Origin of the sequence: Neptunicella sp. (assembly GCF_048268085.1) — a bacterium.
Classification (GTDB): Bacteria; Pseudomonadota; Gammaproteobacteria; order Enterobacterales; family Alteromonadaceae; genus Neptunicella.
The window spans coordinates 1-15,185 of record NZ_JBLWWF010000017.1; the positions used below are offsets into that span (position 1 = coordinate 1).

The 15,185-nt window shown below is 38.4% G+C and carries 12 protein-coding genes and 1 pseudogene; all 13 read left to right on the forward strand.

The window, feature by feature from the left end:
* A pseudogene (locus tag ACTD55_RS13775) lies at positions 1-372 on the forward strand (acyl-protein synthetase); the annotation flags it as partial.
* Positions 365-1,549, forward strand: coding sequence for an acyl-CoA reductase (locus tag ACTD55_RS13780; RefSeq protein ID WP_438864914.1), 1,185 nt, complete (start codon positions 365-367; stop codon positions 1,547-1,549). The pseudogene ACTD55_RS13775 and the gene ACTD55_RS13780, both read left to right, overlap by 8 nt.
* Positions 1,550-1,619: 70 nt before the next feature.
* On the forward strand, positions 1,620-2,507 hold the full coding sequence (locus ACTD55_RS13785) for a LicD family protein (RefSeq protein WP_438864915.1): 888 nt from the start codon (positions 1,620-1,622) through the stop codon (positions 2,505-2,507).
* 44 nt (positions 2,508-2,551) lie between these two features.
* Complete coding sequence (locus ACTD55_RS13790) at positions 2,552-3,004, forward strand: adenylyltransferase/cytidyltransferase family protein (protein ID WP_438864916.1); 453 nt, start codon at positions 2,552-2,554, stop codon at positions 3,002-3,004.
* Between the two features lie 36 nt (positions 3,005-3,040).
* Entirely contained in the window at positions 3,041-4,531 is a 1,491-nt protein-coding gene (locus tag ACTD55_RS13795) for a CDP-glycerol glycerophosphotransferase family protein (protein WP_438864917.1), read from the forward strand.
* Between the two features lie 99 nt (positions 4,532-4,630).
* Positions 4,631-6,940 carry an HAD family hydrolase gene (locus tag ACTD55_RS13800; RefSeq protein ID WP_438864918.1) on the forward strand — a complete coding sequence of 770 codons (2,310 nt, stop codon included), beginning with the start codon at positions 4,631-4,633 and terminating at the stop codon, positions 6,938-6,940.
* A gap of 84 nt (positions 6,941-7,024) precedes the next feature.
* The gene (locus ACTD55_RS13805) at positions 7,025-8,257 is read left to right on the forward strand and encodes a glycosyltransferase (protein WP_438864919.1); all 1,233 of its coding nucleotides are present in this window, start codon (positions 7,025-7,027) and stop codon (positions 8,255-8,257) included.
* Entirely contained in the window at positions 8,254-9,612 is a 1,359-nt protein-coding gene (locus ACTD55_RS13810) for a hypothetical protein (protein ID WP_438864920.1), read from the forward strand. Before ACTD55_RS13805 ends, ACTD55_RS13810 begins: the two co-directional genes overlap by 4 nt.
* A 127-nt stretch (positions 9,613-9,739) precedes the next feature.
* Positions 9,740-10,894, forward strand: coding sequence for a methyltransferase domain-containing protein (locus ACTD55_RS13815; protein ID WP_438864921.1), 1,155 nt, complete (start codon positions 9,740-9,742; stop codon positions 10,892-10,894).
* A gap of 2 nt (positions 10,895-10,896) precedes the next feature.
* Positions 10,897-12,102: a glycosyltransferase family 2 protein gene (locus ACTD55_RS13820; RefSeq protein ID WP_438864922.1), complete on the forward strand. Its 1,206-nt coding sequence runs from the start codon at positions 10,897-10,899 to the stop codon at positions 12,100-12,102.
* 256 nt (positions 12,103-12,358) lie between these two features.
* Positions 12,359-13,525, forward strand: coding sequence for a dTDP-4-amino-4,6-dideoxygalactose transaminase (gene rffA, locus ACTD55_RS13825; protein ID WP_438864923.1), 1,167 nt, complete (start codon positions 12,359-12,361; stop codon positions 13,523-13,525).
* A 119-nt stretch (positions 13,526-13,644) separates the two neighbouring features.
* On the forward strand, positions 13,645-14,409 hold the full coding sequence (locus tag ACTD55_RS13830) for a TylF/MycF/NovP-related O-methyltransferase (RefSeq protein WP_438864924.1): 765 nt from the start codon (positions 13,645-13,647) through the stop codon (positions 14,407-14,409).
* A gap of 42 nt (positions 14,410-14,451) precedes the next feature.
* A complete protein-coding gene (locus tag ACTD55_RS13835; RefSeq protein WP_438864925.1) occupies positions 14,452-15,183 on the forward strand; it encodes a hypothetical protein in 732 nt (243 codons plus the stop codon).
* Positions 15,184-15,185 lie beyond the last annotated feature (2 nt).

Below are 15,185 nucleotides of genomic sequence, written 5' to 3' on the forward strand. Positions count from 1 at the left end.
AATAGTGATTTTAAACAGTCGGTAAAACAACAGCTGGGCAATGTTTCAGTGCATGATTATTACGGTATGGTGGAGCAAACCGGCACAATTTATATGGAATGTGAACAGGGGCATTTACATTGCCCGGTTTGGTCAGATGTTCTAATTCGTAATCCGGGCGATATGAGCCTATGCGAGCCTCATCAAGTGGGTTTAATTCAGGTGAATTCGGTGTTGGCGCGAAGCTATCCGGGACATTGTCTGTTAACTGAAGATTTAGGGGAAATTTTAGGCGAAGATGATTGTGTCTGTGGCAGAAAGGGTAAATATTTCAAAGTGCATGGACGAGTACCTAAAGCTGAAGTGAGAGGCTGTAGTGATACCTTTGCCTGATGAGTTAAGTTCATTAGAGCCATTAAGTTGGCCACTGGTGTATCCTGAATTCTGTCAGACTACTCAACCTTTTTCTCCCTGGTCCAAGAGGTTGCTGGCAGAAGTAAATCAGTTAGCACAATTTATTCTTAATCACCCCCAAGCCCGTGATATGCCGGAAATAACGGCTTTAGGTTTTTGGTGTCGGGCCACTAATCTTGAGCCAATACGTCAGGATGCATCTGCATTGGTAAAGAGTGATTCGAAAGCCGGTAATATATTGCATATTGCCCCCGCCAATGTGGATACGGTGTTTTTTTATTCTACCGTGTTATCTCTATTGGCAGGGAACCGAAATATAGTGCGACTAAGTACCCGCAGCGGTGATATTACTCGTCAATTAGTTAGCCTGTTGCAATCATTTTTGCAAACGCATACTGATTCTGTATTACGTTATTTGTTGGCGATAGTGGAATATGACGCACAAAACAGAGTCGCAACAGCGAGCTTAAGTCGTTGGTGTGACCTACGAGTGATCTGGGGTGGAGACCAAGCGATTCAAGCGATTAGTGGTATTGAACCTGATACACAGCAATGTTGTTTTCCGGATCGGTTTTCACTGGCCATCATGCAACTCGATAGTGAAGAACAGATTGGTCTCGTTGTAGATCGCTTACTAAGCGATATGTTGCCTTTTGCTCAACAAGCCTGTTCTTCCCCTAAAGCATTGTTTTGGTGGCAAACGGCCAAGCCACTGCAACAGCAATTTTATCAGCAACTGCAAACTCAATTGGTGCAGCGAAAACAGCGGTTTGAAATGGCTGATCAAGTGGAACAATACCTTAATCAGCAACGTTTATTGATGTTAGGTGATAGTCAACTGATTCATCAGCACCCTTGTCAGGGACTGACAATTTTAGAGTTAGATAAAATAGAAGCAGACTTGTTTGATTGGCATTCCGGTCACGGTTTGTTGCTGGTTAACCAGCTTGCTTCTTTAGATAAATTACCCTTTGCCGATAAATTGCAAACAGTGAGCTGTTTTGGAATATCGGTAGCCGATTTGCAAAAGCAGCTGGACCGATTACCAATGGCTCAATACAAACGAATTATTACCCAGGGAAAAGCACTGGAGTTTCAGCCTATCTGGGATGGTATTGACTTATGTCGCGTGTTTTCGTTGTTGGATTATAAGTAATGATTGATAGTAATCATAATCTGTTTAGTCAGCGGTAGATAACATCTGCATGTCATCAGTGGATAATAAAATGAACGAAAGTCAACGTCCTAAGGCGGTGATTTTTGGAGCCAGTCAGGCGGGATTGGCTGCCTATCATCACCTTAAGGATGAATATGCAGTGATTGGCTTTTGCGATAATGATGTGAATAAGCAAGGTCAACGTTTAGCTGGTGTGATGACAGTGGCGCCTAATGAACTCCCTCGGATAGCCACGGACTATATTCTGATTGCCAGTGAGTATGCTGAATCGATAGAAAATCAATTACAACAGCTATCATTGAACGCCACTATTCAAACGTTACCAGCGAGATTAATTAAATTCAGTCACTTTCAGGACGATCCCGAGGTGAGTCAGATAGCAATCAACATTTTGCATCTGGTTTGTGCGCACCTGCAGCGCACGTCTGTTCGTTATTATGTAGATGCAGGGACTTTATTGGGGATTATCAGGGATAACGCATTAATCCCGTGGGATGATGATTTGGATATTGCCATTCATGCAGAAGATTTAGAGCAAACTAGGCAAAGTATGCAACCGTTGCTTCAACAATTGGCAACACTGACCGGTGAAAGCTGGCAATGCACTGAACAAACAAACATTAAAGTGTTTGGTGCCGTCCCCAAAGGTGCGATACGGGCAATGAAATTATCTTCAAATCAACCAGATAGTAAATTGCCGATGATGGATTTTTTTATTAAATATATCGACGGGCAATGGATGGATTATTGTTTGTCCTCACGTGGTTTTCGAATGCCGGCACTGCATTTTGAATATACTGAAAAGGTCATATTTGCTGGGCAACAATTGGCAATTCCCGCTCAGGTGGAAGACTATTTAGCGCGTCATTATGGTGACTGGCGCACTCCCAAGAAAGACTGGAATTTAAGTGATTTGCAAAATACCACTTTGTTTTAATTGGTTAAATTGTAAGCGTGGCATATAAACGATAGGGCTTTGTTATGACAACAGTAATCACCTACGGAACATTTGATTTAATGCATATTGGCCATCTGAACCTATTGGAACGGTTAGCCGCTATGGGTGATGAACTGATTGTGGCCGTCTCGACGGATGAGTTTAATCAAGTCAAAGGCAAACATAGCCTGTTTTCCTACGAGGAGCGAGCCAGATTAGTTGGGGCATTAGCCTGTGTGGATAAGGTGATCCCGGAACATAATTGGCAGCAAAAAGAGCAGGATGTGAAAGCTTATCAAGTAGATATTTTTGGCATTGGTAATGACTGGCAAGGAAAATTTGATCACTTGCCATGTGAAGTCGTGTATTTAGAACGGACACCCACTATCTCAACTACGCAGTTAAAACGTTCGTTGTCCCAGATTGATCCGGAAGCCATTAGGCAAATTAAACAGGGTTTGGATGGGGTGCTGAATATTGTCAAGGCGCTGGAATAAAACCCCTGTCAAACCGTATATGTTGATGGAAATACTATGTCATTAGTTAAAGACAAGCTGGATCTTAAAGCCGGGCAAGCTGTTTATATTACTCCTTTTACGCCGATGTCGGAAAAACTGAAACGGCATCTTGTTCAGCATTCTGATGTGACGGTGTTAGGATTTGTGGATAAAAGCAAACAAGGTGAGGATATTATTCACCCGGATCAGCTGGTTACTGAACAGTTTGACAACGTCTTAATCATTTCACCTAACTATGGACTGGAAATTTTTAAAGGGTTGCATCAATCCGGAATTGCTAAATCCAAACTGCAATTGGTGATTTATAGTGGTGTATTTAGCCGTATTTCGGCACTTAAGCTTTGGTGGCAAAAAACTAAAGATGATGCGTTACCGCGCATACATTTATTCTTGCAGCGCTATGTACAAAAAGCTTTGCAACGTGATGATCGGGCACTTTTTCTGTGCCAGGGCTTTATTGATTTAAATATTAAAGAGCTTTATCTGTACTTCTCTGCTCAACCTAATGTTCGTGCTGCGATAGCAACGGATAATCAACAGCAGATTGAGCAATTGCGCAAGGTGGGATTTAAGGTCATTCCGATTAAATCCTTACAGTTTATTTATTACAGTTTGCGCGCCAAACTAAAAATACTCGACCATACACCATTAACTAAAGATCTGCGTTACGCCATTCTAGGTTCAAAGACTATTCAGATTTGGCATGGTATTCCGCTTAAAAAAATAGGTCACTTGGCCAACTACAATATCGCTAAATATGATTTGATGATTTCTACCTCCGACTTTGTCACTGAATATGCCTTTTCAAAGGTGTTTGATTATAAAAAAGTGACTCATTCCGGTTATCCTCGAAACGACATATTGATTCAACAGCGAACCGATGAAAAAAGTCTGGCGATGGTGGAGCATGATATTTATCAGTGGATACAAAATTCGAATAAAAAGTTGATTATCTACATGCCAACTTGGCGAGGTGATTCCTTTGAAAATAATCCAATCAACTTGGAGCAATTGAATCTTTTTGCTAAGCAGCATGATTTGATTATTTTAATGAAAATGCATCCTTTTATTAGGCCCGAATCATTTTTCGACACGATGGAAACTGATGACTATCAATTTACTTCCGGGTATCAACAGAATGTGGTTTTTTATCCCAGTATTAATGATATTTATCCCCTGTTAGCTATGTCATCGATGTTAATTACAGATTATTCGTCGATTTACTTTGATTACTTGTTGCTGGATAAGCCCATCTTGTTTTTCATTTACGACAAGGATGATTATGTGAAACGGCAAGGCGATTTCATGCTGGATTTTGACGCCTATACACCGGGGCTTAAACCGACCGATATGCCGAGTTTACAACAAGCTATTTTGACTTCATTACAGCGAGACGAGTTTAAACAGGATAGAGCTACGTTGACGGAACGATTATATGAGCAACGAAATATTGGTCATAGCTCCGCAGTTATTTATGATGAAGCGATTGAGTTACTTCATAGTTAATATTTTCAACGATTGTGAAAATTTGACTAATCATGGTTGTTGCCGATAACAGAGTGGGCAATGAGTACATTGGTTGAGTAAACAACAGATAGGAATAGCATGCACATAACCGACAGAATTCGTTCCTCTATTGATAGTAATGGTATCAAACTGTTGTCATTGGATCTGTTCGATACACTTATTTTTAGGAAAGTTAACCGACCTCAAGATATTTTTTCAATATCCTATAGTTTGGCGATTCAACACATCTCTTTACCCATAGAACAAAAAGAATATCAAGAATTAAGAGTGCATGCGGAAAAAGCCGCCAGAGAAAAAACACAGAGTGAAGATATTACCCTTGAAGAAATATATGCCGAAATGCCTTTTTCTAAGGAGCAATCCAATGTTTTGCTAGCGTGTGAATTGGCCGCTGAGCAACAATCCAGTTTTATCCTGCCGGAATTAGCACAACTGCTAAGCGAAATTAGCGCCCAAGGCATATCTGTGTGTTTTATTTCCGATATGTATTTGTCGGTAACGCAGATAAGGGAAACCTTTTTTAATGACTTTCCTGATTTAACAACAATTCCTTTATTCGTTTCTTCACAAATTCGATTAACCAAATCCAGCGGCAAAATATTCCCTTATGTCAAACAATCATGCGAGATTGAATATAGCGACTGGTTGCATGTGGGTGATAATAAAATTTCGGATTTTGATTCGCCGAGACGCTTGGGAATACAGGCCATTCACTTTGGGATATTGCTCGATAATAAAATGATTGGCAAAGCGGAAAGTGAGTTTTATGCAGTAAGCAACTCAGCCATGGCAGCTAGAATGTTGGCAGCCAGCGATTTTAGCGATAAAGAAGCGGGAGAGCATAGAATCGCTCATGAACTGGGTGCGTTTGTTTGGGGGCCATTATTTTCGAATTTTGCCGATTGGATTATTGATAAAACCATAGCTGCTAATAGCAGGGTTATTTTATGTTTGATGCGTGAAGGGCATTTATTACAACCACTGTTAACCGCCAAACTTAAACATCGTGGTATTGAAAATATTCAAGTTATAAAATTTTATATTTCACGTAGAGCAGCATTCTGGCCTTCCGTTGATTTAGAACGACAGGATTGGTTTGATAAATTAGTTGAAATTTGGGTTCAAACCAGAGGATATACAGTCGTTAATTTTGTGAGAGATTTCAAAATCCAAGATCCTGAGCGCTACGAAAAATATTATGACTATGATCTAAAGGATAGTCAGGGTATCTATCTGAATGAAACTACTGTTTTACGTTGTTTAACGTCTGAGGCCAGAAAAAAACAGGGGGAGTTGGAAAGTTATATTCGTCAGCAGAAGAAAATGATTCATCAATATTTTCATCAAATGGTGGACTGTAATTTTAGGGAATGTGTTACCGTCGATTTTGGTTGTGGAGGTACAGCACAAGGCGCGATGGAGAGTATTTTTGTACAATCGGCCAAACAAAATTTGTTATTTTATTCGGCTGGAAGAATTTATCGCTACTTACAAAAAACGGTATACAGTAGCTTTATTGGTGCGACTAACAATCGTTGGCAAATCAGAAATACCTTGGGGCGTTCACCGGAGTGCATAGAAGCCTTAATGCTAGGGGATGAAGGATCTACATTAAGTTACCGGCAAGATGATAATGGCGTTGTCTTACCTGTTGTAGGCAGATCCATTCCTGAAAACAAAGCTATATGTGATAACTTTCTGGCGGGAGTTCTCAAGTTCATCGAATACCAAGTTAAGTTTCAATTATCGAAAATTAGTGATGATGACTGCATTAGCATATTGGCTCGTTATATTAAACAGCCTACAGGTGCTGAAAGTTCGTTATTCCAGTCAATTTATCATCAAGATAACTTTGGTGCAGATACGCTATTTCCAATAGTGTGTGATAAGCAAATAGCAGAAGTGAAAAAACTAGGCATTGTAGAAATGTTGTCTAAGTTTAATCAGAAGCGTCGTTGGGGGTATCGACGGATAAATTGGCCTCAGGCGGTTGTGAGCACACTAGACAAACATTACTTATTTAATGAATTGGGTATTAACAACGATAATTTTAGTCATGCTTTAACCTTAATCGATAAAATTAATGATAAAGGTTGGGATGAGTTTGCTATTTATGGTGTAGGGATGTTTTATGAAACAATGAAACCACTTTTTGAGCAGCATAATTATAAAATCAACTGTTTGATTGATAGAAAAGCAGAATTTAATGATTCATTACAGGTGAATGGGGAAAAAGTGCTAACTATTAATGATGCGCTAAATTCCGGAATACCCCGTGTAGTTGTTTGTTCTAACGCTTTTATTGATGAAATTGTCGATAATATTACTGTTAGCGCACGAAACTTGGAAATAGCTTATCCATTTGAAATTATGACGGTTTCTAATTAACTACTGTAGTTTGGATGAGCTCTAGACATTAATCTAGCTATTCAGTCCCATAATTCATATTAGTAAAAAGAAGTGCAGTTTGAAATGAAAATAGCCGTAGTATCAAAAGCGACAGCCAAAGGAGGCGGTGCCAGTAAGGTTGCGCAACAATTGACTGAGCTATTGAATAACTCCGGCCATATCGTCCACCATTATCGTCGTGATTTGGAAGCTGGTTATAGCCAGCAATCAACATCTGTGTATGGTAAGTATGAGAAGCTCGCCAAAAAGTCTTTTTACAAACTTAAAAAACTGGGTTTGCAAGAGATTATCCCGTGGGAATACTGGCATTTACGTGAAGAAATAAAACGTCACCAATTTGATTTAATTCATTTTCACGATATTACTACTGCCGTCTCGCCAGTGACACTTGGGCTGTTAACCACACACGCTCCCGTAGTATGGACAATGCACGATTGCTCATCTTTTACAGGTGGATGTATTCAGCCTAAAGGATGTGATCACTATCACAGCGGATGCCATCATTGTCCTCAACATGGTTTATGGCCACTTAAAGGACGCTTTGATTTAGCCTCTTATTATTTAAAAGTTAAAAAATGGCTACATAAAAAACCGATAAACTTAGTTTCTCCCTCCAAATGGTTAGCAGCCAAAGCGCTTGCTAGTGGAGTGGTGATAAATCCAATTCATGTGATTAATAATAGCGTTGATACGACCCAATTTTATCCTTTAGAGAAAGCAGAATCAAAGCGTCAGTTAGGCTTGGGTGAGCATGATTTTACCATCTTATTTGTGGCTAAATCTTTGTATGATCAATTTAAAGGACTTGAATATGCTAAAAAGGTTATTAATGGTGTTCGGCACCTAAATCCAACTATTTTAGTTATTGGTCGCATACACAAGCATCAAACGAATCCTTTTGCTGAATTCAAACATGTTTATGCAGGGCATTTAGACAGTAATGCAGACTTAAACCGTTATTACAATGCGGCCGATATTTTTCTAAATTGTAGTTTGGCCGATAACTTTCCTTTGGTTGTGTTGGAATCATTGGCAGCGGGTGTGCCGGTGATAGGCTTTAATACGGGGGGGATCCCGGAAATGATTCAACAGAATTATAACGGCTATTTAGTGGAAAAATATGACACCGATGCTCTCATCTTGAAGATTAAACAATTGACCAAAAACGAGGAATATAAAAATTGGAGTAAAAACGCTCGTCAGTCGGCCTTAACCTATTTTAATCAAGAGCAGATGCTCAAAAGATATACTGACTATTATCAACAAATTATTCAATCTCAAGGTCGTGACAAGTGACTAGAAAAGTATTGATAAGCTACGATCTGCTTACAGTAAAGCCATCTATGGGTCGTCAGATGGTATCGCGTTTTGACTTTGTTCAAACCATTTTGGAACGATTGGGTTTTGATGTGGTTTTAGAAACTAACAGAGAGCAATATTTTCCTTTTGACACTATCTGTGAGGACAGTCACAGTGGCTATCTGCGGACAGTAACCGGGGTTGATAAAAACAGCGTTGAGAGTCGTTTATTGCTCGAACATATTCAGCATTTTGATATTGTTATTTGTTATGAGTTAAGCGATGAAAGTTTCAAGCTTTTTCAGCAATTGAATATAGACGTTATTGATATTTGGTTTTCACCTATTCGCTTTTGTGCCGACAACATGTTTACCCTACGCGCATCCAACCCTGAAGTGCAGCAAAAATTATCGCTATTTAATATTGATGAGCAGGTGTTTTATCAACAAGCGAGAAAGTTGTCCGAACATTGTCAGCAATTTTTACCAACAGAGATGAAATTATCACCGAATAGCGCTTTATTAATTGGCCAAATGTTGCAGGATAAAGCGGTTATGAAAGGCGATAAGTTTATTACCTTGCAGGATTATCTGGATGAAATACAGACACTTGCTAAGCAGTATTCAATGCTCTATTTACTTAAGCATCCTTTCATGTCGGACCATGATTTTTCACTTATTCGACAAAGTTTGTCATCCATATCTAATCTAGTTTATTTACGACAAGGAAATGTGTATAAGTTGTTGGCATGCCCAGAGATTAGCGCGGTTATTGCCCTTTCATCGTCGGTTTTGAGTGAAGCGGTCTATTTTGGTAAACAAGTGCATTACTTATTTCGTAACTTGTTTGTTCAAGGATTTATTACTGTTCAGGATGCCTTCTTCAGTAGCGATTTTTGGGCTGCATTATTAAAGTGTGATAACCCTATTGCGGGAGTGAGCTATCTGCACTGCGATAATTTTTTAAGGGCAAGATTTAATGCAGCGTACGCTTATGAACCTTTTATCAGTGAAGTATTGAATGCCCGTGTGAAACCCAAAAAACAGATTGTATATAAGGGGATTACACAAATATATCAATTCCTTAATGAGCTTGATAAAGACAAACAATATGTGTTGTATGGGTATGGTACCGTAGGTAAATTGATTGCTCCTTTTCTCGGTAAAAATGTTAAAGGCATCATTGACGAGTCGCTTTCAACTGCAATTGACGTGAACATCAATATTTTGCAGCCCCATGATCTTACAACGGAAGATGAAGTGATTATTACAGCGTTTAAATATGCAGAAGAGATTATCCCTCAACTTCAGCCTTATACTCAGCATATTCATGTACTTTACAGTGAAGACTAAAAGACTGTCATGTAAATAAGTGTTTAATTAACACAAAATAGGCCGATACAAAGCTATCAGGCCAATTGTTGTGTGACTCTATTTTGTGCATGGCTATTCTATTGAGGGGTATGTAAGGTGAAACCATTTGATTAATACTCAAAATAAGATAAAAACAAAAAAGGTTCTTATGCATAGTTTAACGATTGATAAAATTAGCCAAGGTAAAGTTTTTTTCAGCGGAAACGATGGGCTTAATGATAGTTGCACTGCATGGAAGTTGAGTAAAGCTTACAAGGCGCTTGCTAACATTGAATGTATGCAGGGTTTAACGCTGCTGACCACTATGGAAGCTGATGCAACTTTAATTGATTGGTTTAAAGTATTAAAAGTAGGTGGTCAGTTGACCATTAGTGTACCTGATAGTAACTATTTTGCTCAAATGTGGATAGATGCAGATTGGAATGAAGCGACGTTAAGCGATGAATCATCGCCGGCTAGAACTTCTTTTACCGCGTTGTTTGGTGAGCAAAAGGCGGGTAATCCAAAGTTTGCCAATTATTCTACTAATTACCCAGATGTGAATAAGGCCGCATATAACGCAAAACGCCTACGCTTTTTACTTGAGCGAGTGGGGTTTGTTGATATTAATATCGCGTCAGATGGACATGGTGTTCTAACCGCGACAGCAATCAAATCGATGAATATCGGTGAGAGACAAATTGCCACTGATTATGCAAAAATTCGAGGCGATCATAAAAACAGATATCATTTTGCATGCGAAGTAGTTGCACCATCGACGCCGCAAAAAATACTCGATTGCGCTTGTGGTATTGGTTATGGAACTCTAATGCTCAGTAATGCGACGAAGGCAAAAGTAACCGGAGTTGATATTGATGAGGGCGCCATTAATTATGCACTTCAGTATTATTGTAATCAGAATACTGAATTTCTTTGTCAAGATGCCAGATTATTGGATTTTAAGGATGAAGTTTACGATGCCATTATTTCATTTGAAACCATAGAACATGTACCTTTTGATCAGGAGTTGATCAAGTCTTTTCATCAGTGGCTTAAACCAGGAGGCCAGCTAATTTGCTCTACCCCGAATCAAGATACATTGCCCTTTTCGCAGGAAAAATTCCCTTATCATATTAAGCATTATTCAAATGATGAACTAACAAATTTGTTAAAATCTGCCGGTTTTCAGGAAGTAGAGCTATTTACACAACGGGACGTTGTTTCTGGTGTTGTGGAGTCAGGTGATGATGGTTTCTTTACTGTTGCTGTCGCTATAAAGTAAATATGCATTTTTCAGTCATTATTCCGGTTTTTAATCGTTCAGAAACGTTGTATCGAGCGATAAGTTCAGTGTTTGCACAGCAAGTGCAAGACTTTGAAATATTGGTAGTGGATGATGGTTCTTCTTCGGCCTATGCTGCACAGATTTCCGCTATTGTGCAGCAATTTAGCGATTCTCGTATTCAATTATTAGTCCACCCGCATAATTTAAATGGTGCTGCTGCTAGAAATACAGGTATTGAGGCTGCGACGGGAGATTATATTTGTTTTCTTGATTCCGATGATGAGTGGTTAGATTCCAAATTAACCGAAGTTAAAAAGATGATTGATGCTAATGCTCATAAAAAGAGCAGCATTTTAGTTCATCATCAATATGCTAATGTGAAGGATGGAAATAGGGGACAACCTTATCCAATTCAAGCTAAGCAGTCTGGTGAATCTGTTGCACATTATTCTTTTGTGAAAAATCATGGTGGAGGAATCCAGTCCAGTACGATATGTGTTTCATCGCACCTGGCTAAAACTATCAGGTTTAATGAAAAACTAAAAGGTCATCAAGATTGGGATTTTGCCATAAGAGTTGGGGCTGAGTGTGATAATTTTGTTTTTATTGAACAGACTTTAACGTTGCGGCATTTGGATAGTGAAGATAGTGTGGTAATGAATCTGGATTGGAGATTTTCATTACAGTTCTTAATCGCATACAAAGTATTTTTTGAACCAGAATCACTTGCCTGTTATATGCAAAAAGTGGTTGTGACGAAGGCAATAAATGCGGAAAAGCTGCTTTCGCTCGCCTCATATCGACTTTTTTGGTACGCATTGTTGATTAAGCCATCAATAATATCCTTCATAAAAAAACAGCTAATAAGCAAATATTATTTATCACAGCGAATAGATGCTTTATTTCAATATTGCCATCGTTACAATATTTGCAATATTATCTTATGGGGACTGAACAGTTATACCAGTGAAATACTTAAGAAGGTTCCACAAAATATTGATGTGATTGCTATTATTGATAAAAAGACACAATCAAAACAGCAGTCATATTGTGGGATCCCTCTTCGATCTATTGATAACATAGAGGAGCGTTGTCTAAGTTCAGTGCAGGCTATCGTATTTGTTACCGATAATCATCACATCTCAATGAAAAACGATTTGGAAAAGAAAGACGGGAATTTATTGAATAAAATAATTAATTTTTAGTAATCATCTTACCCTATCTCACCCAAACTAAGGATAATCTGGATATTCAGCTATTTATGCTTCAATATCGCAGTTGTCGTCAAGCGGTACATTGTAAAGTAAATATTAGGTTGGTCGATAAAAGGATAATAGCTTCCGATTTTTTGTACCATAAAGTAAATAAAGCAGTTTTAATTTAATGGTGTAGCCGTCTAATCTGCTCTGATAATTTATTTTAAATGATACCAAATCCAATACAGATACAAGGTGACAAAGTATGATTCCTTTTAATATGCCAGCCAGAACCGGGCATGAAGATCAGTTTGTTATGGATGCAATCAACGCTTCTGCTATGTCGGGTAATAATAAATATACCAAACTTTGTGAATCGTGGTTTGAGCGGCATTTGTCTTGTAAACGTGCATTATTGGTAACATCTTGTACGCATGCGTTGGAAATGGCGGCTATTTTACTGGATATACAAGATGGCGATGAAGTCATTGTTCCATCATACACATTTGTAAGTTCAGCCAATGCTTTTGTATTACGTGGTGCAAAAATTATCTTTGCTGAAGTTGATCCTACGACATTAAATATTGATGCAGGGCAACTAGAAAAATTAGTTACTTCCAAAACTAAAGCCATTGTTCCTGTGCATTATGCCGGTGTCAGTTGCGATATGCATGACATTATGAATATCGCCAATAAATATGGCATTAAAGTGGTAGAAGATGCTGCCCAGTGTATTGATAGCCGTTATAAAAACCGGCCTGTTGGGGTATATGGTCATCTTGCCACGTTTAGCTTTCATGAAACCAAGAATATAACCGCGGGTGGTGAAGGTGGAATGTTGGTAATTAACGATCCTACATTACTAGATAGAGCGGAAATATTGCGTGAAAAAGGTACCAATCGGCGTCAGTTTGCTGAAGGGAAAGTAGATAAATATACATGGGTAGATATTGGCAGTAGTTATTTGTTAGGTGAGCTTAGCGCTGCTTATTTATACGCCCAACTATTAAATTTGCAGCAAATTCAGGATGCTAGAATGGCTTGCTGGAATAACTATTTTGAAAGCTTGTCGAAATTAGAATTATTAGGCCATTTACAGCTCCCATCAATACCCTCAACGTGCCAGCATAATGGACATATATTTCATATCCGTGTAAAGGATATTGAAAGCCGCGCCAAGCTTATTGATTATCTTAAAGCTAAAGGGATTATAAGTGTATTTCATTATGTTCCATTGCACAGTTCTCCAATGGGAAAAAAGGTGGGACACAATCCTTTCAACCTTGCTATCACTAATAAAGAGTCGCAACGAATAATGCGCTTACCTTTGTATTTTGGACTGAAAAACGAACAAATAGCATTCATTACTCAATGTATTAATCAATATTTTCAAATGAACCTTCATGATTGTGTTTCGGCGGTCAATAGCTAATAGTCGAAGTAATATTTAAAATTGCTGTAGTGTATATTATTCCTAGGCCAAATCTAATGGAACAAGCTTGCTTGTTTTGGCTTGACTCGTGGTTTTATTAAAGTAAATAAGGTGTCTTAATGAGTGACCCAACTAAAAAAAGCGGAGAGATTACTAATGATTCGGGACCAAGAACAATTAATAGTAAAAGATTGAAGGAGTTAAGTTCTGAATTGATTCATGAGTATGGAGATGGTTGGAGGCGTCATAATTTGAATTCTCTTACTGTTGATTCTTTAGCAAGGGTTTTGTATTTTTCTGACTTATATAAAAAAATTATTGATGTCCCAGGTGTTGTTTGTGAATTTGGAGTTCAGTGGGGTGCGTCATTATCTGTTTTGACAAACCTGAGAAGCATATATGAGCCTTTTAATCATAGCCGAGTGGTATATGGATTTGATACTTTTGAAGGTTTTATTGCAGTAGATGATCGTGATGGGAAACACGCAAGTTTAGGAGATTATGCATCTGCTTTAGGTTTTGAGATTAAGCTTGAAGAAATCCTTAGTTTGCACGAGAGTTTTGCTCCATTACCTCAAATCAAAAAGCACAGTTTGATAAAGGGAGATGCTTCTAAGACCATTGATACATGGTTGGACGATAATCCGCATGCCATTATCTCCATGGCTATCTTTGATATGGATTTGTATCAGCCTACCAAAGATGTTCTTAGCAAAATAATTCCAAGGTTAACGAAGGGGAGTATTTTGGTTTTTGATGAATTGAATTGTTCTTTTTTCCCGGGAGAAACCAGAGCTGTTGATGAGGTGATGGGACTGAATAATTTAAGGTTAAAGAGAAGTGAACTCCAACCTCATTGCGCTTGGGCTGTATTTGGTGATTAAAAATAGTGGAATGTATCACTATCAAATTTCTAAGGCTTGGTAATGGTGACAATTAAAGCTACACCATGGAACGATCCTGTTTTGGGAGGAAAAACAGTCGAACTGTTTTTTGATGAACAGAATTCAGAAGTATTATCAGCTCAACTTGAATCCACATTGCTTGATTTGAATATGTCAGGGGTCGTGTTTGCTCAAGTCAGAACAGATTATTGCCTTGAAAGAAGGGTTGTATTGGAAAAGCTCGGATTTCGATTTATTGATATTAGTTATGAACTTAAGTTTAATCAGCCGTTACGGCAAGCGGTCAACTGGAGAATGCCTACCGGGATAGAGTTGTGCACAGATTACTCGGAATCGGAATTAGATTTTGCAAAAAAAATGGCGTACGAAGATTTCAAGTTTGGTCGATTATTGGAAGATCCACGGATTATCCAATCATTTTCCAGGGCAAGAACCGGGCGCTGGATTGACCTTCTACTTAAAGAACCCTATAGCTTTTATTTGGCCAAATATAAAGGTGCTCCCATAGGCTTTCATGCAGAATTAAAACATTCTGATCATGTTGAATGGATTTTAACGGGTGTTTCTAGCCAATATTCTATGCTGGCACTAATGTTATGGCAGGAAGCTTTTTTGTTAGCTCAGACTAATTGTTGTAAAAGTATAACTACCGTTGTTTCTGCATTGAATTATGGTGTTATGAATATTTATAGTTCATTTCCATTTAGGATAAATAATGCATGGTGTGGTTATCATTGGCATAACAATATCTAGAA

Coding starts and splice junctions, on each gene's coding strand:
- ACTD55_RS13805 (WP_438864919.1), top strand. CDS start 7,025: ATGAAAATAGCCGTAGTATCAAAAGCGACAGCCAAAGGAGGCGGTGCC.
- ACTD55_RS13795 (WP_438864917.1), top strand. CDS start 3,041: ATGTCATTAGTTAAAGACAAGCTGGATCTTAAAGCCGGGCAAGCTGTT.
- ACTD55_RS13820 (WP_438864922.1), top strand. CDS start 10,897: ATGCATTTTTCAGTCATTATTCCGGTTTTTAATCGTTCAGAAACGTTG.
- ACTD55_RS13790 (WP_438864916.1), top strand. CDS start 2,552: ATGACAACAGTAATCACCTACGGAACATTTGATTTAATGCATATTGGC.
- ACTD55_RS13800 (WP_438864918.1), top strand. CDS start 4,631: ATGCACATAACCGACAGAATTCGTTCCTCTATTGATAGTAATGGTATC.
- ACTD55_RS13835 (WP_438864925.1), top strand. CDS start 14,452: ATGGTGACAATTAAAGCTACACCATGGAACGATCCTGTTTTGGGAGGA.
- ACTD55_RS13830 (WP_438864924.1), top strand. CDS start 13,645: ATGAGTGACCCAACTAAAAAAAGCGGAGAGATTACTAATGATTCGGGA.
- ACTD55_RS13785 (WP_438864915.1), top strand. CDS start 1,620: ATGAACGAAAGTCAACGTCCTAAGGCGGTGATTTTTGGAGCCAGTCAG.
- rffA (WP_438864923.1), top strand. CDS start 12,359: ATGATTCCTTTTAATATGCCAGCCAGAACCGGGCATGAAGATCAGTTT.